Annotated in this window: 28 protein-coding genes; 1 reads left to right on the forward strand and 27 read right to left on the reverse strand. The window is 34.1% G+C overall.

Annotated elements, in window-relative coordinates:
* Positions 1-49: 49 nt before the first annotated feature.
* From NSS71_RS16930 to NSS71_RS16975, 10 genes are all read right to left on the reverse strand, one after another.
* Complete coding sequence (locus tag NSS71_RS16930; protein WP_061799452.1) at positions 50-1,063, reverse strand: glycosyltransferase; 1,014 nt, start codon at positions 1,061-1,063, stop codon at positions 50-52.
* 15 nt (positions 1,064-1,078) lie between these two features.
* Positions 1,079-1,561: a PssE/Cps14G family polysaccharide biosynthesis glycosyltransferase gene (gene pssE / locus NSS71_RS16935; protein ID WP_061799453.1), complete on the reverse strand. Its 483-nt coding sequence runs from the start codon at positions 1,559-1,561 to the stop codon at positions 1,079-1,081.
* Positions 1,558-2,031, reverse strand: a complete 474-nt coding sequence (pssD, locus tag NSS71_RS16940) for a PssD/Cps14F family polysaccharide biosynthesis glycosyltransferase (protein WP_235844509.1) — start codon at positions 2,029-2,031, stop codon at positions 1,558-1,560. The genes pssE and pssD overlap by 4 nt, the downstream gene beginning before the upstream one ends.
* Positions 2,028-3,227: an O-antigen ligase family protein gene (locus NSS71_RS16945; RefSeq protein WP_167555733.1), complete on the reverse strand. Its 1,200-nt coding sequence runs from the start codon at positions 3,225-3,227 to the stop codon at positions 2,028-2,030. The genes pssD and NSS71_RS16945 overlap by 4 nt, the downstream gene beginning before the upstream one ends.
* Before the next feature lie 68 nt (positions 3,228-3,295).
* Positions 3,296-3,823: an acyltransferase gene (locus NSS71_RS16950; RefSeq protein ID WP_061799461.1), complete on the reverse strand. Its 528-nt coding sequence runs from the start codon at positions 3,821-3,823 to the stop codon at positions 3,296-3,298.
* On the reverse strand, positions 3,810-5,093 hold the full coding sequence (locus NSS71_RS16955; RefSeq protein WP_341151851.1) for a lipopolysaccharide biosynthesis protein: 1,284 nt from the start codon (positions 5,091-5,093) through the stop codon (positions 3,810-3,812). The genes NSS71_RS16950 and NSS71_RS16955 overlap by 14 nt, the downstream gene beginning before the upstream one ends.
* 20 nt (positions 5,094-5,113) lie before the next feature.
* Positions 5,114-5,788: a sugar transferase gene (locus NSS71_RS16960; protein ID WP_061799471.1), complete on the reverse strand. Its 675-nt coding sequence runs from the start codon at positions 5,786-5,788 to the stop codon at positions 5,114-5,116.
* A gap of 126 nt (positions 5,789-5,914) precedes the next feature.
* Entirely contained in the window at positions 5,915-6,679 is a 765-nt protein-coding gene (locus NSS71_RS16965; RefSeq protein ID WP_061799477.1) for a tyrosine-protein phosphatase, read from the reverse strand.
* A gap of 82 nt (positions 6,680-6,761) precedes the next feature.
* Entirely contained in the window at positions 6,762-7,472 is a 711-nt protein-coding gene (locus NSS71_RS16970) for a CpsD/CapB family tyrosine-protein kinase (protein WP_061799481.1), read from the reverse strand.
* The gene (locus NSS71_RS16975) at positions 7,459-8,202 is read right to left on the reverse strand and encodes a YveK family protein (protein ID WP_251689406.1); all 744 of its coding nucleotides are present in this window, start codon (positions 8,200-8,202) and stop codon (positions 7,459-7,461) included. The genes NSS71_RS16970 and NSS71_RS16975 overlap by 14 nt, the downstream gene beginning before the upstream one ends.
* A 224-nt stretch (positions 8,203-8,426) precedes the next feature.
* On the opposite strand from NSS71_RS16975, the gene NSS71_RS16980 reads away from it, so the two are divergent.
* The gene (locus NSS71_RS16980) at positions 8,427-9,230 is read left to right on the forward strand and encodes a hypothetical protein (RefSeq protein WP_251689407.1); all 804 of its coding nucleotides are present in this window, start codon (positions 8,427-8,429) and stop codon (positions 9,228-9,230) included.
* A 333-nt stretch (positions 9,231-9,563) separates the two neighbouring features.
* Here the strand turns inward: NSS71_RS16980 and NSS71_RS16985 are convergent, their stop codons facing one another.
* The 17 genes from NSS71_RS16985 to gmd form a co-directional block, all read right to left on the reverse strand.
* Positions 9,564-9,812 carry a helix-turn-helix domain-containing protein gene (locus NSS71_RS16985; protein ID WP_144579565.1) on the reverse strand — a complete coding sequence of 83 codons (249 nt, stop codon included), beginning with the start codon at positions 9,810-9,812 and terminating at the stop codon, positions 9,564-9,566.
* 18 nt (positions 9,813-9,830) lie between these two features.
* Complete coding sequence (locus tag NSS71_RS16990) at positions 9,831-10,130, reverse strand: lasso peptide biosynthesis PqqD family chaperone (RefSeq protein ID WP_047942563.1); 300 nt, start codon at positions 10,128-10,130, stop codon at positions 9,831-9,833.
* Complete coding sequence (locus NSS71_RS16995) at positions 10,127-11,056, reverse strand: hypothetical protein (RefSeq protein ID WP_047942564.1); 930 nt, start codon at positions 11,054-11,056, stop codon at positions 10,127-10,129. The genes NSS71_RS16990 and NSS71_RS16995 overlap by 4 nt, the downstream gene beginning before the upstream one ends.
* A 122-nt stretch (positions 11,057-11,178) precedes the next feature.
* Positions 11,179-11,316 carry a paeninodin family lasso peptide gene (locus tag NSS71_RS17000; RefSeq protein WP_123258429.1) on the reverse strand — a complete coding sequence of 46 codons (138 nt, stop codon included), beginning with the start codon at positions 11,314-11,316 and terminating at the stop codon, positions 11,179-11,181.
* A gap of 43 nt (positions 11,317-11,359) precedes the next feature.
* Positions 11,360-13,309 carry an asparagine synthase-related protein gene (locus NSS71_RS17005; protein ID WP_047942565.1) on the reverse strand — a complete coding sequence of 650 codons (1,950 nt, stop codon included), beginning with the start codon at positions 13,307-13,309 and terminating at the stop codon, positions 11,360-11,362.
* A 133-nt stretch (positions 13,310-13,442) separates the two neighbouring features.
* Positions 13,443-14,828: a sugar phosphate nucleotidyltransferase gene (locus NSS71_RS17010; protein WP_341151852.1), complete on the reverse strand. Its 1,386-nt coding sequence runs from the start codon at positions 14,826-14,828 to the stop codon at positions 13,443-13,445.
* Positions 14,829-14,850: 22 nt separating this feature from the next.
* The gene (locus NSS71_RS17015; protein ID WP_341151853.1) at positions 14,851-16,659 is read right to left on the reverse strand and encodes an ABC transporter ATP-binding protein; all 1,809 of its coding nucleotides are present in this window, start codon (positions 16,657-16,659) and stop codon (positions 14,851-14,853) included.
* 3 nt (positions 16,660-16,662) lie between these two features.
* Complete coding sequence (locus tag NSS71_RS17020; RefSeq protein ID WP_341151854.1) at positions 16,663-17,844, reverse strand: nucleotidyltransferase domain-containing protein; 1,182 nt, start codon at positions 17,842-17,844, stop codon at positions 16,663-16,665.
* Positions 17,822-18,310, reverse strand: coding sequence for a lasso peptide biosynthesis B2 protein (locus tag NSS71_RS17025; RefSeq protein WP_341151855.1), 489 nt, complete (start codon positions 18,308-18,310; stop codon positions 17,822-17,824). The genes NSS71_RS17020 and NSS71_RS17025 overlap by 23 nt, the downstream gene beginning before the upstream one ends.
* A complete protein-coding gene (locus NSS71_RS17030) occupies positions 18,298-18,615 on the reverse strand; it encodes a PqqD family peptide modification chaperone (protein ID WP_082138341.1) in 318 nt (105 codons plus the stop codon). Before NSS71_RS17030 ends, NSS71_RS17025 begins: the two co-directional genes overlap by 13 nt.
* Before the next feature lie 5 nt (positions 18,616-18,620).
* A complete protein-coding gene (locus NSS71_RS17035; protein WP_341151856.1) occupies positions 18,621-19,826 on the reverse strand; it encodes a glycosyltransferase family 4 protein in 1,206 nt (401 codons plus the stop codon).
* A gap of 18 nt (positions 19,827-19,844) precedes the next feature.
* Positions 19,845-21,032 carry a glycosyltransferase family 4 protein gene (locus NSS71_RS17040; protein WP_095258145.1) on the reverse strand — a complete coding sequence of 396 codons (1,188 nt, stop codon included), beginning with the start codon at positions 21,030-21,032 and terminating at the stop codon, positions 19,845-19,847.
* A 62-nt stretch (positions 21,033-21,094) separates the two neighbouring features.
* Complete coding sequence (locus tag NSS71_RS17045) at positions 21,095-22,426, reverse strand: oligosaccharide flippase family protein (protein ID WP_095258146.1); 1,332 nt, start codon at positions 22,424-22,426, stop codon at positions 21,095-21,097.
* A 47-nt stretch (positions 22,427-22,473) separates the two neighbouring features.
* Positions 22,474-23,586 carry a glycosyltransferase family 4 protein gene (locus NSS71_RS17050; protein ID WP_095258147.1) on the reverse strand — a complete coding sequence of 371 codons (1,113 nt, stop codon included), beginning with the start codon at positions 23,584-23,586 and terminating at the stop codon, positions 22,474-22,476.
* 31 nt (positions 23,587-23,617) lie between these two features.
* Positions 23,618-24,181 (reverse strand): glycosyltransferase, encoded by a 564-nt coding sequence (locus NSS71_RS17055; RefSeq protein ID WP_095258148.1) that lies wholly within the window; start codon positions 24,179-24,181, stop codon positions 23,618-23,620.
* Positions 24,168-24,749: a glycosyltransferase gene (locus NSS71_RS17060; RefSeq protein WP_095258149.1), complete on the reverse strand. Its 582-nt coding sequence runs from the start codon at positions 24,747-24,749 to the stop codon at positions 24,168-24,170. The genes NSS71_RS17055 and NSS71_RS17060 overlap by 14 nt, the downstream gene beginning before the upstream one ends.
* 70 nt (positions 24,750-24,819) lie before the next feature.
* Complete coding sequence (gene gmd / locus NSS71_RS17065; RefSeq protein WP_341151857.1) at positions 24,820-25,830, reverse strand: GDP-mannose 4,6-dehydratase; 1,011 nt, start codon at positions 25,828-25,830, stop codon at positions 24,820-24,822.

Raw genomic sequence — 25,830 nt, forward strand, 5'->3', positions numbered from 1 at the left:
ATGGTAAATAAAGAATTTAATGACAACACATAATTTAGACTACTGAAAGCTAGAGAATACTGTTAATAACGTTATTTAATTGTTTAATATAACGTTCTTCTTTTATTATTTTTACCTCTTTAATTTTCTTCTTAAGTTCATTTCTTTTTTTAAAAGCAACTCCCAAATTCTTAGCAATTGACTTCGCTGAATTTTCTGTATATACTGCACCATCTTGATAGATTAATCTTAATGCTTCCATATCAGACAATACCATTACCTTTTCTGCACCTAATCCTTCATTACTTACACTCATCTGAATATCATCGAATATCGTAAGCCCCAAAAGAATATCACAATTTTTCAATAGATCTAAATAATCTTTAGTTTCTATCCATCCTGTAACTTCTACATTTTCCGGTAAATCTTTTTCAGACAAATTAAAGTTTGAATATAACTTTTTATAATTACCAGTCATTATAATTCGAAATTCTGGTACTAATTTAGCACTGTCGATTACTTCAACGATAGGTTCATCCATATTAAATGAAGCAGGAAAAAAAACAATTGGTCTCTTATCAGCACTACTAGTTACCTTTCTTTCTACTTCCTTGATAAGTGGAGTTTTGTCTTCTAATACAATAATTTTGTCTGGATTTATATAACTAAAAAGATTCCTTTCTCTTATTCCTCTATACACAATTTCATTATGAACAATTAATAAATCACAATGACTTAATAAAAATTTGGTGCCAATTCTATTTAGCCATGGTTCACGAGTCATTGCATTATGCAAATCAGAAATTACTTTTACCTTTTTATTAATAATGAGCTTATATAAAATTGGAGCAAATAGTGAGTAGCTTGGAGGATTTTGTACAAACACACTTTTGGGCTTACTTTTAATTATAAAAACTAAATCTTTAAAAAAGTAAATCATATATAATATAATTTTTTTAATACTGTTTGCTGGCGGATTATCTCTATAAATAATCTTTGAGTCCCCTAAATTTTGTGCTATATCTTTTATTAACGACTCAACCCTCGATTGATACTTCGTCCATACTAAAAATATATTATCCATCTAATCTATTCCTCACTATTCTGTTTCATTTAAAATATAATTTACAATAACATTGGCTAATTCACCATTTGAATTGTATTTATTATAGGTTGTTTTATAAGCTTTAGTAACATAATGTTCTAATTCCTTTATATCCTCAACCATTTCAATATATCCCTTTTGAAAGAGAACATTTACTATCTCTTTCTGATGATCATCAACATGTTCATTAAATTTAGATAGTCTTGGAACAACTATTACTTTTTTAGATAGATTAAGCGATTTAATTATAGCTGAGGTACCACCATGACAAATAACAAGCGAGCTATTTGCTAAATACTGATCAAAGTCATTCTCCTTAATTATCTCAAAACTTTTAGCGAATTTTGAAGTCTTACTATAACCAGATTGTATTACAACTTCCTCAGCAGCAAATACGTTTCTCTCTATTAATAAATCAATTTCATCTATTAATCTATTCATAGGAAATTTTTGAGTCCCTAATATAACAAATATCAATATAAACTCCCCTTATATATTCCATTAGGATAGAATTTTAGCATTTCTGGCCATTGAACATAAAATATATCTGCAAATTTATAAACTATTTTTCCAGTTATAGTAGGGCTATTAATTTTCGCATAACTTTCAATAAAAATCACTTTCGAACCCATAAGCTTTGCAAATATCAGATAAAGAATAGTCCCACCTGCTCCAGTTGATATTACATAATGTGGTCGATATCTGATAACATAATATAAAGATAAAATTGCATTAAGAACTAAAATGAATATTAGATTTTTACTTTTTCTATCTTGTTGATAAAGAAAATCAACTTTTTTATTATCCTTATTAGATTCATTTTTTTCAGTTATTAACTTTATTTTGACCTTATTTTCAATAGACTCTATTTTTTTGAATTCTTTATATATATTGTTTAATTGTGTCCAATGTCCACCAGTTGAACTAATTAAGGTCACCCTTTTCACGTGAAGTCCCCTTCCTGACTTTTTCGAAATGTAAAAACATTCACTAAGCATAGTATTAATAAAATAAACGGTAAGCTAAAGTGAATAGTTACAAATAAATTATCATAATAAGAGACTATTCCAATGGAAATAATACTTATAAAAATAAATTTATTACTCAACAATTTATTTGATTTGTTACTATAAATTAACCATCCTATAAATACTAAAATAAAAATAATCATTATTATACTACCTAATATACCCACTTCAAGGTAGGATCTAATATACTCATTATGAGGTGCTACAAATTCTTTATAAGGATTAACATCATATAGCGATTGACTTGCGCCCATTCCTCTTCCGAATACAGGATATTCATTTGCTCTATCAATAAAATACTTCCAAGCCCAATATCTCCCGGAGGTATTTATTCCTCCACCTTCATTAGTTGATCTTCTTAAAATACTTTTAACCATATAAATAAAGATAAATATTGCTGGAAAAATACTTATAATAGTGATAAAAACAATTGGTATTGAATACCTATTGTTGATTATTGTAATATACAGTTTCTTAATTAACATATATAAAATAATCAAACCTGCACCTAAAAGAGTAATTCTAGTAAAAGTAAGAATCAAAATTAAAGTATTAATAAGTAGGTAACAATATAATTTATTGGTTGAACTTGAATATAGAGTTTTTTGAATATCTTTCTTTAGTAGAAGACCTACAGAAGTAATTATAGCAACAAAGCAAATTTCAGCTAAATGAGCAGGAGGATTACTTCCTTGTAGCCTATTCACACCTGTAAATTCAAATTTTATCACAGACCAATCAGTAAAGAGAGAAAAGAACAATCCGAATACCACACTGAAAATCGGCAATTTTTGTATTAAATCTAAGATTCTTTTAATTTCTTCATTTCTTAACCTAATCATTAGCATTAAAAATAATAAAAGATAAGATGAAAAAGATTTAAATATGTCGCCCAAGTTCGCAAATTCAACAGAATCTAATCTACTAATTTGTAAAAGTAGATAAAAAAACAATACAAAGATACCACATAAACTGAAATAAGTAAGAAAATTCTTATTAATCCCTCTCGAAATTATAATAAATATTATTGTTATTAATAATGCTCCTTTCACTAATGTTAAAATCGTCCCACCATAATTTGGTATTAACGGTTTCCAAGAAATTGCACCTAACATAACAATTAGCCAATAATATAAATAAATCAATTTCATCAACCTTTTCTAAGATTAAACTTCCTTCAAAATCAGTGAAAGAACTTCTTGAAATTAGGAGTGTAATCTAATTCTTTATTTCTTTCTCCAATCTTCTTAGCAGGAACTCCCCCTACAATTGCGTATGGCTCAACATTTCTAGTTACAACTGCACCAGCTGCTATTATTGCACCTTTCCCAATAGTTACACCAGGCATAACCATTGCGTTTGTGCTAACCCAGGCATAATCATCTATAACTACTTTTCCCTCAATATATTTAAAATTAGAACTATTTACATCATGTTCCGCAGTGTAAATTTTTACATAAGGTGATATATTTACGTTATTACCGATTTTTAATGTACCTCTCCCATCAAGTACAACGTGGTCATTAATAGCACAGTTTCTACCTATTGTAATCTTAAATGGATTGTAGAAAAAAACAGGTCTCAAAATAGTAGTATCTTTCCCAATATTGATTTTTAGTAATCTATATAAAAATATTCTTAAACTATGAAATGGAATATTTGGCACAATAAAATTTAAAATTGCTAAATAAGAATCTTTAACTATTTTCATTATGACTCCCTTTTAAATTTATTTTGTCATCCTTTAATTTATTAAGAATTAAAATTGCAACAAATACTACCATCAACAAATCTGAAACTATACTTACAATAATAGCTCCCATAACTTGAAATTGGCTTATAAAATATATGTTTAATAAGAAATTCAAAATTGCTACTATTATTTGAATAATACTTCTTTCTTTTTGGTAGCCAGCCCCTGTAACTGCATCAGCCAGTATATAGTGAATGTTTCTTAAAATAACAATTGGTAATAATAGTTTAAACATACTGATACTTTCTAAATATTTATTATCAAATATTAGTTTAATTAACGGGGGAACAAAATAAAATGAAAGTACACATATTAATATTAGTAATGGTAATAGAAGAAACATAATTTTCAAACCAAAGCGTAAAGTTTTTCGTATATTGCCTTCTTTTCCATATTTAAAAAACATCGGAAAAGTAATTGCAAGAATGGCTTTAATAGGTATGAATAGTACATCCAAAACTTTATATGCAAAACCATATTGCCCGGTAGTTTCTAAATTAGTATATTTCCCCATTAAGGTTTTATCGATATCATTATATATTCCCTGTGATGATAATCCTATCGAGAAATAAATCCCTTCTTTTATATACGATAGTGATATTTTCTCTCTTAATAATGGTTTTTCATTTTTTTTAAGAGTATAAATTAATATATATATAGTGAAAATCAAGGATCCTATTAAATATATTTTCCCCCAATTTAAAAGCCCCGTATATTGTGGATTAATTCTAACCATTATAAAATAAAATAAGACTGACATAAAACGAATTAAACTTATAAAATTTAGAATATGAGCAGAAATTTTCACCAAATTTTTAGCAATAAAAATTTGCGAAGACATTTCTGTTAACTTTAAAAATAATAAATCGGCAAGGCTGATGAGTATAAATAACTTAAATGCAAAAAAGTAGTTATCAAATAAAAAACAAACAGCTACAGAACCCATTATCAATAATAAAACATAACTATATACTGTTATTTTTAAAGCATTACCATAGACTCTTGGAAAATTTTTATTATCGGTAGAAATTATTTTAACCAGTAAACTATTAAATCCTACTCCACAAAACGGACTAAGTATTACAGTTATAGCTGTAATACTTACATATATTCCATACTCATAAGGTGTAAATACAAAAGCTAAGCCCAGAAAGTAAATTGTTTGAAATATCAGCCTTCCGCCTTGTCCATAAAGCATCCAACCTACTTTTTTCATCATTGAATTCATTAGAATTTCACCATAATCTTTTAATACGCTCCATTTGGTTTAAACATGCATTTTACAGTTCTTAAAATAATTTTAGCATCAAATAGAATTGTTCTTTTTTTTATATATTCAATATCCAATTCAACCATTTGTTGAAAGCCCAACTCATTCCTACCACTTACTTGCCACAAACCAGTACAACCTGGAACTACTAATAATCTCAGCTTGTCATAAGAAGAATAATCAGCTACTTCCCTTGGTAATGGTGGTCTAGGGCCTACTAGACTCATTTCCCCTTTTAAAACATTAAATAACTGGGGTAACTCGTCGATACTGGTTTTCCTAATAAACTTTCCAATCTTGGTTACTCTTGGATCATCTTTCATCTTGAACATTGCTCCAGATACTTCATTTAATTCTAATAACTCTTTCAGACGTTCCTCAGCATCGGATGCCATTGATCTAAACTTATACATATAAAATTCACTACCATCTTTTCCAACTCTTATTTGTTTAAAGAAAACTTTCCCCTTTGGATCTTCTAATTTAATTAAAAGACCAATAATAATAAAAAGGATGCTTAGAACAACTAATCCACAGAATGAACCGATGATGTCTATTGATCTTTTCATTACAAGGTAACTTCGAGCTGTATTTACAGATATATTTTGTTTCATTTCTAAATACAGAGATTGATCCTTATAAAATTCAGACATCACTATATCACCTAACCCTTAATTATTTTTCTTTTTATGTAGTCTCCAGATAACTAATAAATAATAAAACCATGATACTATTAAATATACATTTTCCTACTATTAGTTATCTAGTAAATTATTGGATTAAAATATCCCTAAAATTTTCTTTCTTTTTATCCGTTCAGGAATTTCTTTTATTATATTCTTATCTTCCACTAGAAATTGGGCATTTTCTTTAAAAAGATAGATATAATCCGTACCAAAATTTGCTTCAATCATATCTAAAGCTTCAGTCATTTTAAATGTTCTATTATGGATATTATGAGCATCGGATGCAATAAAATGGGTTAAATTGTACTCAATCAACTGCTCTGAAAATTTTTTCACGTTCTTTCCAAAATATCCCACCACGCTAGATGCCGTTACTTGAGTTAATGCGCCACCTTTTACGAACTGATAAAGAAGATTAGGCTTTTCCTGCAATTCTTTATTTCTCTCCGGATGTACAATAATTGGAATTATTCCCTCAGTTTGCAATTCATACAATAACCTTTCTGCATATCGCGGCACAGAGGAAGAGGGAAATTCTATGAAAAGATATTTTGTATGATTAAGTGTTAGAATTTCTTCTTTATTATAATCTTCTATCACTTCTCCATAAATTCGTACTTCCTGACCAGGAAGTACGGTAAGAGGAATATTTTCTTGTTTTAATACTGTATTTAGCTCATTTACCTTTGTAAGAATCGAAGATTTCAAATTATTAAACTGATTATTCTTATGATGAGGTGTAGCAATGATTGATGTTATGCCTTCGTTCACGGCTGTTTTTGCCATCTTTATGCTATCTTCTATTGTCTGTGCCCCATCATCAATTCCAGGTAATATATGACTGTGGATATCAATCATTGGTTCTACACCCCTCTATTATTTTACTAACTTTTTCTATAACTATATTAAGTGATATTATCGTAAGCAATTTAACTGATTGTTAATTTGTGCCATAATAATAATAACTACCTTTTTTGTCCGCTTTTTTATTATTTAATACTACACCTAATATTTTTCCCGTCGAAGCAGCAAGCTGCTCTTTCGTTTTCACCACAGCTTCTTTATCCGCTTTCCCGCTCCCTGCTACTAAAATACTTCCATCACAAAGATTGGCCAGCACTTGTGCATCTGTCACAGCCATTACTGGCGGTGTATCGAATAAGACAATATCAAACTCTGCTAATGCTTGTTCTAAAAAATGACTCATTGCTTTTGATCCTAATAGCTCTGAAGGATTTGGTGGTATTGGCCCACTAGGAAGAATATATAAATTCTGTTCATCATCCTGATGAACAGCTTCCATTAAACCCATTTGGTTTGTTAATATGGAGGTCAATCCAGCTGTATTATTTAAATTAAACGTATAATGGACAGTTGGTTTCCGTAAATCTGCATCCACTAATAATACTGTTTTTCCTTGTTGTGCGAACACCACTGCTAAATTTGCCGTTGTTGTCGACTTTCCTTCCCCTGGTCCCGAGGATGTCACTAATATCGAACGGATTTCTTCATCCACACTTGAGTATATGATATTTGTTCGAATATTTCTATACTGTTCAGAGATTGGTGATTTCGGATCATACTTTGCAATCAGTTTTCGTCTATTATTAAGTGCTAATCCGCCCTTTTTTGCTCTTTTACTTGCTGCCAAGTAAATCCCCCCTGCTTCTTCCTTTTTGTGTGCCTCTAAGTTTTGCTTCAAAGCTTTCATCAATTTTTGTAATAGCTCCCAGTACAGGTAACTCTAGCAATTTCTCAATATCCTGCTCTGTTTTCACTGTATTATCTAAGTATTCAAGTAGTAACGCTAATCCAACACCTATCATTACTCCTACTACTGCAGCAATCGCAATATTTAAAGGAGGATTAGGGCTAACAGGAGATTGATTTTCTTGATCATCTGCTAATGGTAATATACTTACATTGTCTACTTTCATTAAGTTTTTTATTTCCTTTTCAAACACTTCGGCAGTAGTATTGGCAATTTGCAATGCTACTGTGGGATCCGAATCTTTTACTGAAACAGTCATAATTTGAGAATTTTGTGCACTTTCAACTGAAATTTTATCATTTAAATCTGAAATAGACATATCTAAATCCAATTCTTTTTTTACATTATTCAAAATAGCTGCACTTTTAATTATTACACTGTACGTATTAATTAATTGCACATTAGTCTGGACTTCATTGTAATTATAAATCGATTGATCTTCCTTTGCCTGGTTAACAAGAATCTGTGTCGAAGATTTATACTCAGGCGTAATAATAAAATAGCTTACAACGGCACTTACTATCATAGCAACTAATGTAATGGAGATAATAAGTGATACTCTTTTCTTTACTGTATCAAATAATTCTTTTAGACTAATAGTTTCTTCCATGACTTCCTCCTAGAAAAATATAAAAACCAAAAATATTATATCATATAACGTTGCATATATTGTCATTTCTTGTCATAATTTTAATTGAATTGTTTTTACGTGTTTTACTATATCAATTAATTTACATTTTTGATATATATTTTTTTTAAAAAGGGAGAACTTTCCTATCTTATGTACTAACTTGGTAGATTGCTAAATAATTATACTATTCCTAGGAGGTTTCAATGAAAGCTATTATTCTATCCATCCTCTCTATTATTCTCGTGCTCATACTTATTATTGGGAATACGCATTGGAATAATCGAGAGGTCAGTCCTTTAACTAACAGCCATCCTACTAAAGATGCAGAAGTAAAAAATAAAGACCAGGAAGAACATAAAGACCAGTACTTTAGTCTTGACTACTATATGAGTTTCGCCAAGTCTTGGCCTGAGAGTGCCCAGCAAGTACTGGAAGAGAAACTTGCTGATAAACAAGCTTTTCATATCTTATTAGTTGGTTCCGAGGAAATTGGCGATAAAGAGCTTGGGTTAATTACACCATTGCAAGAAGCGTTAGCTAATAAATATGATAAATACGTAACCATTGATAGCATTACATATAATGAGACATCATCCGATTATGTAAATAATAATGAATATGAGTCTATGATCGATAAGAAGCCAGATATGGTCATCTGGGAACCTTTTTTGTTGAATGATAACGGTGTAGTTGATATTTCTACAACCTTATTGAATGTCAACCAAGTGATAAATGAAACAAAAGATGAACTGCCAGATGTAACATTTGTTTTAATGCCGGCACATCCCCTGTATAAGGCAGGTCTTTATCCTATGCAAACGAATGATTTGCAAAAGTTTGCAGAATCGAAGGAAATTTCCTATTGGAATCATTGGGAAGCATGGCCTGATAGCAATGATTTAAAACTTAAAGATTATTACGTTGAGTTAGGTGATAAATCAAAAGCAAATGAACAAGGCTTTAAAGTTTGGAGCAGCTATCTGGCTAAAAAACTTATTTCTGAATAAACTCTTTACTAACTAAAGCGAGATTTTCTCGCTTATTTTTCACAAAATAGTTCTTTATAACGAACGAAATAGCATATTATCACGATTTCTGAATATTTGCAAATGTTACTTCACTCCCATTTCTTCTTGTAAACGCTACCTAGTTTCTTCTATTATATTATATATTTTACTTACTCATTTAAAGAATGCTCGTTTGCTATAATTGGCTGGCAATATGATAACTCTATGGGAGGAATAAAAGCTTATAGGAAGGTTTGCAGGGAAAGTAGGAAGAAAGGGGGGTACTTTCCCTTGATCAAAGTTCAACTATGTATCTTTTGGGTGCTCATGCATCTATTTGATCGTTCTTTTACTGCTTGTTTTATTATTAAGCATATCTTTTTCAAAATCATCACTAATTAAGTATTCCACGCTTGTTCCTAGTTTAGCGGCTACTTTTTCTAAGAAGTGTAGAGAGGGATTATTTTGTAAGCCTCTGTCGATGTTGCTTAAGTATGTTTTGGATACCTCCGCCTCTTTTGCCAACCTAGATAACGAATAACCTTTTCGCTGACGTAAATATCGAATTCTTTCGCCAATCATTCATTCTCCTCTTTTCCTTTAGGTACTCTTTATTGTAATCAAACCTTCCTCTTTTAATGTTTCCAAGAAGGAACAAACATGCTGCTCGCATTTTCGTTGTGTTACTTCATATTTTTCCATTAAGATAGCTACCACTCGGTCAATCGAGATTGGCTCCTTTATTAATTCCCAAATATCGCCTCCAATATGACCTAAATTATAGTATTTGCTATTCGCAATGCTTAACATTACTTTTTCTCCATTCATATCACTCACAATGTGTCCTGGAGTTTGTACAACGATAGTCTGTTTATTTATTTGCGCTTGTGTTTTCCTCATTTGTCTTCTTCTCCCTTTTGCTTTGTTAAAATAAGCTCTACCAGTTCATTTGCAGTAAAGCGAGATTTCGGCCGTTCGATTTGATAAATAGAGGTACTTTCTAAGAATTTAGATGTGGTTATTAAGTGCCATTCCAATAAACCTAATGGTTGAAGAAAGCTGTTCCGAAAAGTATGCTTATACAATATTTGCAGCCGTTCAAGATTCCGTTTTTCTTTTATTTCAATCTTCTCTCCGTCCTTTTTTGTGAGCTCAAAAAGGCCAGCCAGCGGGAGACAGTTTGTTTCAAATTGCTGTTCTATTGGCACACTAAATTTCTCTTCTCGATAAGCAATCGGTTTGAAAGAAAGATTAGTCATTTCAAACTCATGCAAACTCTCTAGCCATAACTTTTGATAGGGATAGGTAGGGATAACAATTGGTTTTCCGTCTTTATTTAATTGGACTGGAATAATGTCGTCACTTATCAATTTATAGCCTTTTTGTAAAAATGCTCTTGCTAATGTAGACTTGCCTGCGCCACAGTCCCCTACAATGGCATATACTTTCCCCTCAATCACAATTCCACTGCCATGAAGAGGAAGAATTCGTTTTTGCATGAGCAGAATACCCATACATGTACCTAATAAATAGAGGCGCATTTCATCCATTTTATTTGCCGACAATAACGTGATAGAAATGCTTTCCCCTTTTTCGATTAAAAATATTGCGATATTTGGAACATGGAAGAGAACCATATCCCTCTCTATGACAAAATAGTTATTTGCCTTTGCTTTAGCATTCCAATATTCCCGCAGGTCTTTTTCTTTAATCACTAGTTCTGGAATGACTTCTACTTTTTCTTCTTTGCATAACTCTGGCAGCATGAATTCGCTGTACACATGGCATCCAAAAGCATAATAACGAAATGCACTTTTTGTTATCATATGTCCCTCCTACACCTTCTTCCTTATCCTATCAAAAAGAAAAGCCTCTACCTTCTTAACAGCGAAGGATGGAGGCAGATCGAAAAAATATAACTATTATGTCCTAAAAGTGGAATTGATCATTAGCTCCAGCCAAGATCAGGGAATGGCGTTCCAGTTTCATAAGTTGCATCTAACTTATTGTTATTAAATGGTCCTGCCATTGTTTCTTTTACATCTAAAACTTCTAAGTTTGGCTCTTTCCATTCAAGCTTGTTCATCTTATCACCTCCTTTCAAGTTGTAAGATCTAGTATCTTCCTACTCATCCTGCCAACTTTAGCTTTTTTAAAAACCGATACACGATAATGCTTCTAAACAATGCTCGGACATCAGGATCCACTGCGAGTTCAGAAATTGCTCCTTTTTCCAGCTTATCCAGTCCCCTTTTCAAGCAACTATAATTAATATAGGAAAGAATCGCTGGATCTTTTGAAACCTCCCTAGCCTCCTGCAATAGACTCTTCCAATGGGGAATTACTCGATAAAGCCAGTCCGTCCCTTGAGCCCCTCTTATTTGCTGATTCAGTCTTATTTCATCAGGCAAATATCCTTCCGTACTTCTTCTTATCAGAGCACGATCCATTCCCTTCTGTACATACTGATCTTCTGGAATAGACAAACAAAAACGAATAACTCGTAAATCATTTGTCGGGTCTCGACTGATTAATCCATATTTCAGCGAAAGTTTGGTCATGAATGTATTGGAAGCATTCCAGTGAAATAAGTCATCAAAATGCCTTCTCCTTTGCTCAAATGCGTTTAATTCAGAAAACCATCCTGTTGCATCAATTCCTGCTTCTGCTAATTTCGTATATATGCTTGTTTTCGCTGCAAACTCTGGATTAATCAGCGGCGGCGGCCCTCCCGTTGTATATTTCTTCCTTTGCTGATTTAAAAAAGGAAAAGTTTCTCTAAGCACCATCGCAGCAACCCTTTTCCGTGGTCTTGCAATGTTTTTGCTATATGCCTCCACTTCTTTATAGAGTTTAAGCAATCTACATTGTTTTAGTAGAAGAGGAAAATAATCCTGCACTCCTCCCCACGATATAGACAGGTTTCCTCGATTTCCATTCAGAAGAATGCCTATGTCCCGTTTTTGCGCCTCTTCAAAAATCCCCTTAATCCAAAAGGAATTTTCAAAAAACTTATAGGGCATTTCCATTATTTCTAAAAATTCGTCTAACTGTGTGTAGGAATCTTCCCCTTCGAAATCTAGGTAATGATCCTGTAAATGGCCAATATAATTCACTGTTTTATTTACAAAGGCTGATTCATTGGCTACTAAATTCTTCGGACCAAATGGAATAAAGTCTTTTGGTGGTATATAGCTAAAAGTATGTAAGCCAGCATCTCCTCTAAGATGTTTGGCTGCCAAACTGACAACCGACCCTGAATCCAATCCACCACTTAACTGAGACCCAACTTTTTTATAGGTTCTAAGCCTTGCTTGGACAGCTGATTGATAAACCTCCTGAAACGCTTCTACATAATCATTATCAGTAGGTAGATGTATTGGTTTTACTTCAGAGCTTATCTGACTATATCTCTTTACTTTTTTCCGTCCTTTTTCAATTGTGATGCTATGTGATGGCGGCACTTGCTCAATCCCGATAAAAGGCGTAATGGAAGAATCAACCGTATCTACTACTCCAGCAATAGCTAAATATTCAGCTAGCCATTCCTCATTTAACCGCTGCTTGACATTTGGTAATTTCAATAACGATTCTATTACCGTTGAGAAGTAGAACTGCCTTTCCTTATACACATAATATAAAGTTCTGCTTCCCGAAAAGTCTCTTGCACCAAATAACTTTTGCTGCCTTTCATCCCAAAGAAAAAAGGCAAAATCTCCAATCAGATATTTCGGAGTTTCTTCCCCCCATTTAAGATAAGCAAGAAGAATTAACTGCGTATCAGAAATAGTTTGCTGCAAGGAGCGATCAACCTGCAGGGATTGAAACAATTCCATTCGGTTATCAATAATAGAATCAGAGGTGATTACCACTCCGCTTGTTTTATCAAAATAAGGATTTCTCTCTCCAATTGATTCTGGGGTAATCCACTGTGCATGACAGCCAAGAAAAATATTCATCCTGCTATATACTTGAATATCATCGGAAGGGAATCCTTGAAACCCATTCATTATTCTCCTAGCATGCTCTGTTGCTATGCTCGCTTGATTTTCATATAAGATTCCAGCTATACCACTCATTTATTGTGCTTCACCCTCATTTATTCTTAATAAAGAACGAAAATCTTAAAAAAATACGATTGCTAAGTAATGTTCTCTTAACACATTCTTTATTAAGAACGTATCATACTACAGACTTCCTAGCAATACCTGTTTATAAATTTATTGCCAGATTTTTATAGGTTATTCCATTCATTATTTGTTTCCATTCTAGTGAGAATCGATAAATATCCTCCTCAACTAGCTCACTGCCTGTCTGTACTTCAATAATTTCCATTGTACTGGTTGCTCTTAAAGCATGCTTTGTTCCTAGGGGAATATGAATAACATCCCCTGACCGAATATGCTGTAGTTGATCATCCAATACTAGGACACCTTCTCCTTTAACAACTGTCCATACCTCACTTCGTTTGTAATGAACTTGATAGCTCAGGTTCTTCCCGGTATCTACACATATTCTTTTTGTTAAAACTTCATTTCCTTCGAGATATTTCGTATGTTCCAATACCTTATACCAGCCCCACCTTCTCTCTTCAAACATAGGTCTTTCTATTAGGTCTTTTAATATTTCCTTCACTTGCAGACTATCCTCTTTATTTGTTACTAAAATACCATCCGGACTTGCCGCCACCACCACATCATCTAAACCTATTAGTGTAATAGGGATATCCAACTCATTTACAATATGAGAATTGGTTATACCTTTACTAACAAAGCCCTTTCCACTAATCGGGTTTTGCATTTCCTCTGTTAACGTATTCCAGGTTCCAAGGTCTTTCCAATAGCCCGTATAGGATAAAGCAATTACTTGCTCTGCCTTCTCTGCCACTTCGTAGTCAAAGCTATTCTGAGGTAATAGGTGATATTGACTTACTAGTTGCTCATATTGAATAGGATAGCCTCTTTCCAACAAGATATTAAGCAGGTATTCGATTTTGAAAGCAAACACCCCACTGTTCCATAATCCGCCACTTTCTATTAGTCTTTCTGCTTCTTCTTTTCTCGGCTTTTCCTTGAAAGAAGATACTCGCATATAACTCCTCTCTTCTTCATCAAAAGGAACCATATATCCATATTTTTCAGAAGGATAGGTTGGCTGCACTCCTATTAAAGCGAGGTCTGCATTACTTTCTACTACCGTTTTCTCAAGCTCTTTTACCTTCGAAAAAAAGTGATTCTCTACAAAAGGGTCAACAGGAAGTATCGCTATCACTTCATGAGGACTGCAGCCTTTAACAGAATATAAATAGACAGCGGCTAGAGCAATTGCTGGAAATGTATCTCTTCTTGTTGGTTCTACCACAATAGGCACTTGTGTTCCAACTTGTATTTGAATCATTTCCACTTGCGATTTACTTGTTGCAATCAGCGAATCCTTGGCAAGATCATTTTTTTCAAGCTGTCCCCACACTCTTTGAACCATCGATTCCTTATTGCCCTCTTCATCGGTTAACACTTTCAGAAACTGCTTTGAACGGGCATCATTGGACAACGGCCATAGACGTTTTCCAGAGCCGCCAGACAATAAAACAAGTTTCAATTTCATCCTCTCCTTCTTGAAATTAAGCCAATGTTTGATTTCCGGCTAATTCTTGGGAAACAAGCATTTTTCTTAACGCTCCCTTTGTTTGCGCCAATTGCTTATATTCCCCTTCTTGTATTACCTTTCCAGATTCCAATACCATTACCTTATCTGCATTTCGAATCGTTGATAGACGATGAGCGATTACGATTATCGTCATTCTCCCTTTTAATTGGTCAATAGCCTGCTGAATCTTCTGTTCATTTTCACTATCTAATGCACTTGTTGCTTCATCTAATATGAGAATAGCTGGTTTTCTCAAGATGGCCCGCGCCAAAACGAGACGCTGGCGCTCTCCCCCTGAAAGCCTTATTCCTCTATCTCCAATAACCGTATCCAATCCTTCCGGCATTTGTTTAACAAAATTCTCTGCAGCAGCAAATGACAAAGCTTGCCATAATTCCAGTTCTGTCGCCTTTGGTGCTACCATTAATAAATTATCTCGAATGCTGCTATGAAATAAAAAAGGCTCCTGAGCAACATAACTAATGGAATTCCGATATAACAGTATCTCCTCCTCTGTTAACGATTTTCCGTTTACAAGCAATCTGCCTTTTTCAGGCTGCAGCAAACCCATTACTAAATCGACTAATGTCGTCTTTCCCGCTCCTGACGGCCCAACTATTGCAGTTGTTTTCTTAAGCGGAAAATGAATATTTACGTTAGTTAATGTCCAGTCTTCCTGAGATGGTTGATAGCGGAAATAGACATGGTCACATTCTATTGCTTGTTCGAGAGTAAATGGCTCCCATTCCCTTGTGCGAAAGGTACTCCATTCTTGGCTTTTGTTACTTTCCGCTTGAACACGCAGAACATGATCTAATGCCGGAAACATGGAAACAATTTGTTCTACATTACTTTGCAAGGAGGAAAACCGCGGCCATAATCTTGAAAAAATCAAAATAATTACCATAAGCTTCTCTGGCGGCAGTTTAAGAAAGGAAAAAGAAATAGATACAAAAAGGACAATCAAGATACCAGCCATCAGCCGATAAATGAATACAGACTTAGCGTTTAAGCGAACTAAATTCATCACATTATGATGAATTAAATGAGACTTAGACTGAAACCAATCAAAAAAAGATGGCTCAAGCATATTGCTTTTCATATCTTTCATTCCACTAAACTGTTCTGTAATTCCTCCAAAGTAATCGTTCATTAACTCTGTTGTTTCTTTGCCAATTGTTTTAGAATTCCTTACGAATTTCCTCATAAAAATACTAAGTAACCCACCAATAATTAAGACTATGCTTGTTAAGGATGGTGATAAGAGAAAAGCCAGCATTATTTGAACAATAGTAAAAAATACAATGCTGATTAATTGGATAATACTATGTGTTCCCACGCCGACTCGTGATATTTCTGTTGTGAGAATATAGTTAAAATCCGACTTTCTTTTTCTCAGCATATATTCCCACTTCACTTTGATAAGTGATTCATATGTCTCTAGTCGCAGCTGTTTAATAAAGTTCTGCTGGATATCTGTATTTAAAATCGTTTGACTCCGTTGCAGCAAAGCCTGACCACCTATCAATAGAAGATAAATCAATAAGACAGAAGTCAAATTTAGTTGAAATGGCAGCTTTTCCATTGCTGCTACTATTAAAGTAATAGGAAACAGATCATTTATCTGCATATTCAACAATCCAATAACAGAAAGCATTGGTATTAAAAGATAAATGCTAATTCCTTCAAGGGCACTTATTAGAATGCTAAGAAAAATATTAAGATACATCTTCGTTCCAGTAACTGCCTGCAGTTTCTTAAAAAAAACAATAAGATTTCTCATTTTCTAAAGTCTCCTAAGTGAAACTTTTTGCTTTAAAATTACTCGCCACAGCCATAAAATTGGTCTTAATGGAAGATAAAGAAAGTGCAATGATTTTGGTAAAGGAAGCACTTCTGCATCCCATGAATTAGCATAGAATTTCCGAATGATGTAAGCTGCCTTCTGCTTAAATGGTTTCATCATAAATAGATACTTTTTTCCTTCCTTATCCCATATCTTTTCTGGAGGATGAAAAAAGTTGATTCTTTCTCTCATGAATAGAAAAGCTTTTTGTGCAAGTCCCTTCGCTTGCTTCTTTATCTTTCTCTGATACCTTTTTGGGCTTAATTGTAGGTTTTCTACTAAATAGAGCACTTGTTGATAGAGGTGGCAGGATTGATTTTCCATAAAGGCCTTTGGACAACTATTAATATCTTCTTCTCTCTTCAGCAGTTGCACAATATCTACTAGCCACCGAATACGAAACCAGCCATGACGTGCCCCATGTGTAACAAGATAATAGCACAATATTTCCTCACCTAAAGTATGGAATGCTGTTGACCCTATAGACACCGTTTTGCGATTATTCCATAAGTCTTCAAAGCTCGGCTCTTTACTAGGACCGGGATGAAGTCTCCAATGCACTTCCACTTTGCAATTTTTCTCTTTATGAAGGAATTCAAGATGATGGTTTCTTTTTTGCCAATCTTTTAATTTTCGTGGTGGTTCATACTCCATTTCATATCCCTTGGCTTGCAGTATTTCTATCGTTGATTTTAAATCTTGAAAGGAAATCAGAATGTCAAGATCGTTGGAAGTTCTGGAAGATAAGTCTCCGTACAAATAATAGGAAAGAATTGGTCCTTTTAAAGTCAGCATGCGGATCTTATTCTTCGTTAATGCAGTTGAAATATTATCTAGTTCTTTGATTAATTGGAGCATTTTGATTGTATTGTCTTTATATAAATCCTCTACTATTTTGACTACGTTGTTAGGTAAATAGGGAGAGTCTATACTAGACAGTCTTAAATAGATGGATGGATACACATTATGAAAATAAACCAGCTGAAGAAACTCCTTCCAATCTACCTTTTTATAAAATTCCTCTATCAGTTTTATGGAGTCTTCTTCCTCATTCAATAGCCTTAATAACAACTGCAGTTCATTGGAACAGCTATGCAGATCAATTTCTTCTGATCCCTTCATTCTTTTCACCTCTTTTACTCATACCACCGGCAAATGTATTCACAACGGTAAAACGTTGTTTACCGCGTGCACCTGTCACATAATGCGAACCACTTCTAACCCATGCATGTGCTTCCATTTTGCCTGCTGGGTCCCTTGCGATACCTAGATATAAAGTGGTTGGAATCTTTCTTCTATTTAACATTCTCGTTGCTGCAATTGCTTGGACAAGGCAGGCACTTTCCCAAAATGTATATTTGCTCATCGTCTCAATCGCCAATGATACATCTTTTATCATCTTTTCATTGCCATATACCTGAACTTCCGTTTCCATCGATTCTTCACCCAGACTAGGAGCAACTTTCGCGAATGGCAATAGTTTCAAAAACCTACCTCTTGCCAAAAAAATAAATGCCTCCATCATTAGGCATTTTAGTTTAAAATCCATTTTGATAAATTTCTTGACTTTCCGTATCACTCTAGGCATCCTTTTAAATCTACCTTTACTAGTAAATTATCTGCTAATAATTCTGCTAAAAAATATTCTACTTGCTGCTCACATTCTTCTTTTGAAACTTCATAGTCCTCCATTAACATTGCTACGATTTGCTGCTCACTTATCGGATACTTACAATATTCCCATATCACAGTCCCTATTTCTCCAATCTTGTAATACGTATTATTTTGCTGATTCCATATATACATTTGGCTATTTAATTCTTTACATGTATTTTCTTTGTTAACTTGATAAAAACAATCTCTCGCTAACTCCTCATTTAATAACATCATCATCGCTCCTAACTGATTGATTGTTTCTTTGTCCAGTGAACGTCTGAAATGATATAAGATTTTACTACATTGATATTCGTTGTCTTTTCCCAAATTTGCTGTTTGTGCGCTATTTTTTCCTCTATAAACTGTTTGAATTCTGTACGAAACCGTTCCGGAGAGAAATTCAAAGCATACTCTCGACAATGGACTGGATTGAATGGTAATCGTTCGAATTGCTCCACAGCCCTTCTTATCGCTTCTGGTGTTTGTTCATAGAAGAAATACCCAGTTGGATGAAGCGATTCATTGTATCCTTTGACCGTTTCTAAGGATCCCCCTTTTCCATAAGCAATGACCGGCGTACCACAAGCCTGTGCTTCTAGAGGGGTTATGCCAAAGTCTTCTTCCGCTGCAAAGATAAAACCTTTTGCCCGCTGCATATGGTCTTTTAACACTTCAAAGGATTGATAGCCCATCAAGTGAACATTTGAACCTGCTTTCGCCTTAATTTTTTTAAAATCCGGACCATCCCCAATTACGATTAATTTCTTATCTGGCATCAGAGAAAATGCTTCAACTATTGTATCTATTTTCTTGTAAGGAACCATCCTGGAAGCAGTAAGATAGAAATCCTCTTTGTCTGGATAGAAGCTAAATCTAGAGACATCCACGGGCGGATATACCGTTTGTGATTCTCTTTTATAAACCTTCCAGATTCTTCTTCCAATAAAATCAGAATTAGACATAAAAAAATCTACACCATTTGCTGTTCGATAATCCCAATTACGAATTTGGTGCAGTAGAAATCTAGTTAAATATCCTTTTATTCCTTTATCCATCCCTGCTTCTTTTAAATATTGGTGCTGAAGGTCCCAAGCATAGCGAATAGGAGAATGAACATATGAAATATGAAGCTGATCTGGTCCAGTTATGACCCCTTTTGCTACAGCATAGGAGCTAGTGATAATGAGATCATATTTAGATAAATCTAATTGTTCAATGGCTAATGGCATTAAGGGAAGATACGCACGATACTTCCTTTTTGAAAAAGGAAGCTTTTGAATAAAAGTCGTGTTCACTTTCTTATGTTGAATAAAATGCCGATCACTCTCATCTAAGTAATCGACTGTACTGTAAAGGTCTGCATCTGGATAAATCTTGAGTATCTCCTCTAGTACTTTTTCTGCCCCATTATAAACTACCAGCCAATCATGTATAATTGCTGTTTTCATGGGAATGCCTCCTTTTTATCATGCCTTCTTTCTCTTATGCAGCCAGTGTTCAGAAGTAGCCTCCTGTTCACTTGCTAAAGCTTTTTTCATTCTCCATTCATTGATTTTGGTATCAATAAACGCTTTAAATTCTTTTTGAAAACGTTCATTCGAAAAATATAAGGAGTGATTTCGGCAATCAATCGAATCTATCTGGATATGCTCAAACTTTTGGACAGCCGCCGCAATTGCTTCCACATTTTGTTCATAAAAAAAGAGCCCTGTTGGACTAGTAGATTCATTGTATCCTCTAACTGTCTCCCGAGACCCGCCTTTCCCGTATGCAATAACAGGTGTTCCACATGCTTGTGCTTCTAATGGAGCAATTCCAAAATCCTCTTCCGCAGCAAAAATAAAGCCTTTCGCACGCTGCATATAGTCCTTTAATACTTCAAAAGGCTGGTATCCCATCAAAATAACATTTGACCCAGCTTTTGCTTTAATTTTCTTAAAGTCCGGACCATCTCCTATGACAACTAGTTTCTTGTCTGGCAATAAAGAAAAAGATTCTACAATGGTATCTATCTTTTTGTACGGTACCATCCGTGAGGCAGTTAAATAAAAGTCTTCTTTCTCATCTCTTAACGTGAACGCAGATACATCTACTGGAGGATATACTGTCTTGGCTTCCCTCCGATACGCCTTCCAAATTCTCCGCCCAATAAAGTCAGATACGCACATAAAAAAATCCACACCATTTGCTGTTCGATAATCCCAGTTTCGAACATAGTGCAGAATGAACCTTGTGATCCAGCTTTTTATCCCCTTTTCAAGACCCGATTCCCTTAAATATTGATGCTGCAAATCCCAGGCATAGCGTATTGGTGAATATACGTAAGAAATATGCAGCTGATCCGGACCTGTTATCACTCCCTTTGCAACTGCATGAGAACTGGAGATGATTAAATCGTATTTAGAAAGATCCAATTGCTCGATTGCTAACGGCATAAGAGGAAGATAATTACGATACTTCTTCTTCGAAAAAGGAAGCTTTTGTATAAATGTTGTTTTCACCTGTTTATTTTGAATAAAATGTCGATCTTTGGCTTCTAGATGTTCGACCGTACTGTATAGATCTGCATCTGGGAAGAGTTTAAGTAATTCCTCCAGCACTTTTTCCGCCCCGCTGTAGACTACTAACCAGTCGTGGATGATGGCTGTTTTCATAAGATTCGACCTCCTTCAGTATGCTTGCTACTAAAAAACTATTATAAATTTATTAGTTTTACTCATACATTTTTGTTAATTGTCGATTTATGTTTCTGAAATTTATTTATATAGATTACACTAAATAGTAATTGCAAAAGTGATTTATATGAATCTATATAAAGGGTGAATAATGACCTATAGTTTACACCTATCTTACAGCTTGCATGTAAATTTATAATCCATTTTGCAATCGAACTGCTCACTACTCCCAGCGCTGCCGCTTCTCCACCCATAAATCTATATAAAAGTACTGTAACAATTAACCCCACTATAATACCTAAAATCTCCGAGCAGGTAATTCTATGAAACTTAGCTTCAGCAGTTAAAAAGTTGACTAATATCGCATTTCCTATCGAAAAAGGGACACTGCTTAAGAGTATTACCCCCATAATGATGGAATCTACAAACTCTTTCCCATAAATTAAAGGAATCACTAAAGGCAACACACTACTTAAGAATATTGATACAAAGAATGTCCCGTAAAATAACGTCCCATGTATTCTCTCCACTTTCATATATCTCTCGGTACCCTTTAAATCCATTAATTTAGGCATCAAATAGACACTTATTGCTCCATGAATTAGGGATATTAACATATTTCTAATACTTACAGCTACTGTATATAAACCTAAAATAAACGGACTTAGAACTAAGGAAATCACCAACTGATCCATTTGATTACCAAAACTAGATGTTATGGAATAACCATAAATTTGAATACCTCTTTTTGTTAATTCTTTCGTTTTATTTAAAGTGTTATTTAATGTTGGTTTTATAAATTTTAAAACCATTAACAAGGAAATGATACAAATAAGAACATTCAATAAAGTAGTTATAACAATGAAATTATAGACATTGTATTTACCAGCAAAAATAAGAACTAAAATTATTGTAACAATCCCAAATGGCGTCATTAATTTAATCGCCATCACATGCTTAAACTTATTGATACCTTGTAGACTTCCTATTAGACCATGTGACATTATTGCAAAAGGTAATGCTAGTAATGATATTTTTGCCATATTTATAATAGAAGCGGGTTGATTGGAGATTATCATTGGAAAAACTATAAAGCCGATAATTAAACCAATAGGACCTATAATAGCATTAAGTATAAAATACGCACTTAAATAACTGCTTTGTTCTTTATTATTTTTCTTTCCTAAGAAAGTAAGTGCACCAGGCAACCCAAACGTAAAAAGCAAGATGAATAAATTTGGCCATCTAGTTGCTATTGCCAATTCCCCTCTCCCATATGCTCCTAAATAACGTGCGCTTAATATACCAGTAATTAAATTGATAATCATTATAAATAGATTGACAGATAAACTAGATAAAAATAATTTTTTCATCTAATAGCTCCTATTATTACGATAGTTTTCCACATTTATCCCTATATTCATCTAACCTCAATTGCATTTTCATATACTGTTAATCGCTGCTTTGCCGCTTGATTCCAACTATATTTTTGTGCAGTATGATAAGCATTCACTTGTAAATCATATAATAATGCCGGTTGGTTAATTAACTTTTCAAGAGCATTCCGCAATAACTCTTTATTTCTCCTCGGCACCACAAGTCCATCATGCATATTCGTCAAAATATCTAACGGACCTGGTGTTTCAAAGGTGATTGGCGCCAGACCACAAGCCATAGCCTCTATTAATGTTTTTCCAAATCCTTCAGATAAAGAAGGAAAAAGATTAATTTGGTAATGTTCTAGTAGTTCCGGCAGTTCGCTATGTTTATATTTTTCCATTACCTTTACTCTACTTCTTACCTCAGGAATGTAATCTTGATAGACCTTTTCCCTATTACACCCTGTTCCCAGAAAAGTTAGTTCTATATTTGGATACTTCTGAAGTAGTTCATTCATTACTTCCGAAGTATATTTTATCCCTTTTCTTTGAATGTAACTCCCAATCTGTACTATTTTAATTGACTTACTGTCATCCTTTTTCCGCGTAAATTCTCTCCCTATAAAGTAATCTGGTATACCATTGGGAACAATATAGACGCTTTTAGGATTGACTTTGAAATGGTTGATTGCATATTTCTTATCATTTTCATTTAAGAATATAGACACATCAGACATCTTTATAGACTTAGCTACTTCCCAAAGTCTGAACCCACCCCAATATATAGGATATTTCCAGCTTAAATTCACATGGCCATTCTTTGATTCTTTTAATAACTCATGATGGGCTAAATGCTCTAATCCGTGACTACTAAAAACGGTAGTAGGACGATTTCTCATAGAAGATAATACCCAGCCATCCCCTGAAGCGACGTCTATCACATCATAATCATTCCATTTCATCTTATTCCAAGCTACTTTCCATGGGAATAAAACCTTATCCGTTAGCCCCCCAGAAAAACTTTTTAAATCATCCATGAAATACGTATCGGCCTGCACACCTAACTCTCTAAGAGCATCTCTAAAAGCTATTCGAGTACCAGAAACTCCGGTATTTGGATCATAATCAGCACTTGATATTAGAGCTACTTTCATTTTCACACCTCAAATGTATTTATATAATTGATTACTGCCTAATGTGAGAATTAATATACTTTTCTACTAATGACACTGTTTTTCTAATATCAAAATTATCTTTGAACTTGTGATAGCCATTTCTCGCAACATAATGATATTTTTCTTCATTTTTGTAAAGCAGCGCTATTTTTCCGGCTAATTGATTGTAATCTCCTGGTGAATATAAGATACCTGTGAGATCATCCTCAATTAACTCCAACGGTCCTCCTATCCCAGCTGCAATAACTGGCTTTCTAGAAGCCATTCCTTCAATAATCACCCTGCCAAAAGGCTCTGCTCTAGTAGAAGCATGCACTAGGATATCGATATCTTTCAATAATTCCAAAACGTTTTCTCTATGACCTAGAAACTGAATATAATTACAATCCTTCGCTAATTCTATTAAATGATTCTTGTACTGAAGTTCTTCTTCTTTCGCAAACAATACATCCCCAATTATCAAAAATTTGATCTCGGGATACTTTGGGTGCAAAAGCCTTGCTGCTTTAATGAACACGTCTTGCCCTTTCCATCTAGCTATCTGACCCACAATAGCAACTTTAAATTCCCTCACGACTTCTAACCTCCTCTAATGGAAGGATTCCGTTATAGACAATTTTTGTCTTCTCTGTTTTTCCAAATTGACTGGATACAGACTTTGAAATACATATAATTTCGTCCGCAAACTTTGAAAGCAAAACAAATAATTTCTTATTTATTCCACCATCCATAATATCCCTTACATGCCAGATAACCTTTTTAAATGCCAGCTTCCCAACAACAAGACCAATAAAATGAGCTTTCATCGAATTAGAATAAACAATCTTTGCCTTACTCTTATATATGAAAGAAAAAAGCCTAACCATTGGGATAAATAATGAGAATATGGACAAGAACCTTAATATACTTTTTTCATCTCTGTTATACTTCAATACTTTAGCGGAAAATGGAATGACAGCAACCTCCACACCAGAAATTCCCGAGACCTTTTCCACAAGTGGACCGTCCTCAAAGCATACTAATGTGGGCTGGAATCTTTCTTTGTTGATATAGGTCAATATATCAATTAAACTTCTTTCTCCCCCTCCAATTATTGCCGTGTGTACTAGGAACAGTACTTTAATCTTTCCAACTTGCTTCACTGGCTCCCCTCCTTTTTGCCATTTTTATGTATAAAAAAAAGCAGTTCTTGACTACTTCAAAGTTGACTTTCTATAAATTTGCTAATTTAGGAAAAAGAGAAGGATAGCTGTTTATTTCTTTCCTTATTCTCTGTACATCCGCATCCACCATTATTTTTACCAGCTGCTCTAACTCTGTCTTTGCTCGCCAATTTAACTTTCTTTTCGCTTTTGATGAATCTCCCAAAAGGACATCTACTTCTGCGGGACGGTAGTAGTGTGGGTCAATCACTACATAGTCTTGATAACGTAAATCCAGATAGCTAAAGGCGATTTCACAAAGTCTGCGTACAGTTGTTGTTCTGCCAGAAGATATAACGTAATCATCTCCTGATTCTTGTTGAAGCATCAGCCACATTGCTTCTACATAATCTGCTGCATAGCCCCAATCTCTTTTGGCTTCTATATTGCCCAGCCTCAATTCCTTTTGTATCCCCATCTTTATTCTTGCCGCAGCATCTGTGATTTTTCTGCTGACGAATTCAATTCCCCTCAATGGCGACTCATGATTGAAAAGAATGCCACAAGAAGTATGCATTTTATAGCTTTCTCGATAATTAATTGTCATCCAGTGTGCGTATAATTTAGCCGCTCCATAAGGGCTCCTAGGGTGAAATGGTGTTTTTTCTGTTTGAATCTCCTCCTGCACTAATCCAAACATTTCACTTGTTGATGCTTGATAGAATCTTATTCCTGGATTCGTTAACCTTATAGCCTCCAGAATATTCACTGTTCCTATACCTGTGATATTGCCTGTTAATACTGGCTGTTCCCAAGAGGTCCCAACAAAACTTTGCGCTGCTAAATTATATACTTCATCAGGTTTGGCTAACTGTAATGCTCTTATCAAAGAAGACAGGTCTGTCATATCTCCGTCAACTAATACCACTTCTTCCTTAATTTGCAGATACTCTAGTCTCCATAACGTATCTGTACTCCTTCTGGCTAGTAACCCAAACACTTTATATCCTTTATTTAATAGCAATTGTGCTAAATAAGCTCCATCTTGACCAGTTATCCCCGTAATCAGTGCAGATTTCAA

It is taken from the genome of Niallia sp. FSL W8-0951, assembly GCF_038006525.1.
In the GTDB taxonomy this organism is placed as follows: Bacteria; Bacillota; Bacilli; order Bacillales; family Cytobacillaceae; genus Niallia; species Niallia circulans.

Excerpts from the sequence above, each read along its gene's own strand:
- NSS71_RS16930 (WP_061799452.1), bottom strand. The coding sequence starts at position 1,063 with ATGGATAATATATTTTTAGTATGGACGAAGTATCAATCGAGGGTTGAG.
- NSS71_RS17015 (WP_341151853.1), bottom strand. The coding sequence starts at position 16,659 with ATGAGAAATCTTATTGTTTTTTTTAAGAAACTGCAGGCAGTTACTGGA.
- NSS71_RS16975 (WP_251689406.1), bottom strand. The coding sequence starts at position 8,202 with ATGGAAGAAACTATTAGTCTAAAAGAATTATTTGATACAGTAAAGAAA.
- NSS71_RS17040 (WP_095258145.1), bottom strand. The coding sequence starts at position 21,032 with ATGAAAACAGCCATCATCCACGACTGGTTAGTAGTCTACAGCGGGGCG.
- NSS71_RS16980 (WP_251689407.1), top strand. The coding sequence starts at position 8,427 with ATGAAAGCTATTATTCTATCCATCCTCTCTATTATTCTCGTGCTCATA.
- NSS71_RS17005 (WP_047942565.1), bottom strand. The coding sequence starts at position 13,309 with ATGAGTGGTATAGCTGGAATCTTATATGAAAATCAAGCGAGCATAGCA.
- NSS71_RS16945 (WP_167555733.1), bottom strand. The coding sequence starts at position 3,227 with ATGTTAGGTGCAATTTCTTGGAAACCGTTAATACCAAATTATGGTGGG.
- NSS71_RS16990 (WP_047942563.1), bottom strand. The coding sequence starts at position 10,130 with ATGAGGAAAACACAAGCGCAAATAAATAAACAGACTATCGTTGTACAA.
- NSS71_RS17020 (WP_341151854.1), bottom strand. The coding sequence starts at position 17,844 with ATGAAGGGATCAGAAGAAATTGATCTGCATAGCTGTTCCAATGAACTG.
- NSS71_RS16955 (WP_341151851.1), bottom strand. The coding sequence starts at position 5,093 with ATGAATTCAATGATGAAAAAAGTAGGTTGGATGCTTTATGGACAAGGC.
- NSS71_RS16960 (WP_061799471.1), bottom strand. The coding sequence starts at position 5,788 with ATGTCTGAATTTTATAAGGATCAATCTCTGTATTTAGAAATGAAACAA.
- NSS71_RS17000 (WP_123258429.1), bottom strand. The coding sequence starts at position 11,316 with ATGAACAAGCTTGAATGGAAAGAGCCAAACTTAGAAGTTTTAGATGTA.
- NSS71_RS16965 (WP_061799477.1), bottom strand. The coding sequence starts at position 6,679 with ATGATTGATATCCACAGTCATATATTACCTGGAATTGATGATGGGGCA.
- NSS71_RS16985 (WP_144579565.1), bottom strand. The coding sequence starts at position 9,812 with ATGATTGGCGAAAGAATTCGATATTTACGTCAGCGAAAAGGTTATTCG.
- NSS71_RS16950 (WP_061799461.1), bottom strand. The coding sequence starts at position 3,823 with ATGAAAATAGTTAAAGATTCTTATTTAGCAATTTTAAATTTTATTGTG.
- NSS71_RS17035 (WP_341151856.1), bottom strand. The coding sequence starts at position 19,826 with ATGAAAACAGCAATTATACATGATTGGCTGGTAGTTTATAATGGGGCA.
- NSS71_RS17045 (WP_095258146.1), bottom strand. The coding sequence starts at position 22,426 with ATGAAAAAATTATTTTTATCTAGTTTATCTGTCAATCTATTTATAATG.
- NSS71_RS17050 (WP_095258147.1), bottom strand. The coding sequence starts at position 23,586 with ATGAAAGTAGCTCTAATATCAAGTGCTGATTATGATCCAAATACCGGA.
- NSS71_RS16995 (WP_047942564.1), bottom strand. The coding sequence starts at position 11,056 with ATGATAACAAAAAGTGCATTTCGTTATTATGCTTTTGGATGCCATGTG.
- NSS71_RS17025 (WP_341151855.1), bottom strand. The coding sequence starts at position 18,310 with ATGCCTAGAGTGATACGGAAAGTCAAGAAATTTATCAAAATGGATTTT.
- NSS71_RS17030 (WP_082138341.1), bottom strand. The coding sequence starts at position 18,615 with ATGATGATGTTATTAAATGAGGAGTTAGCGAGAGATTGTTTTTATCAA.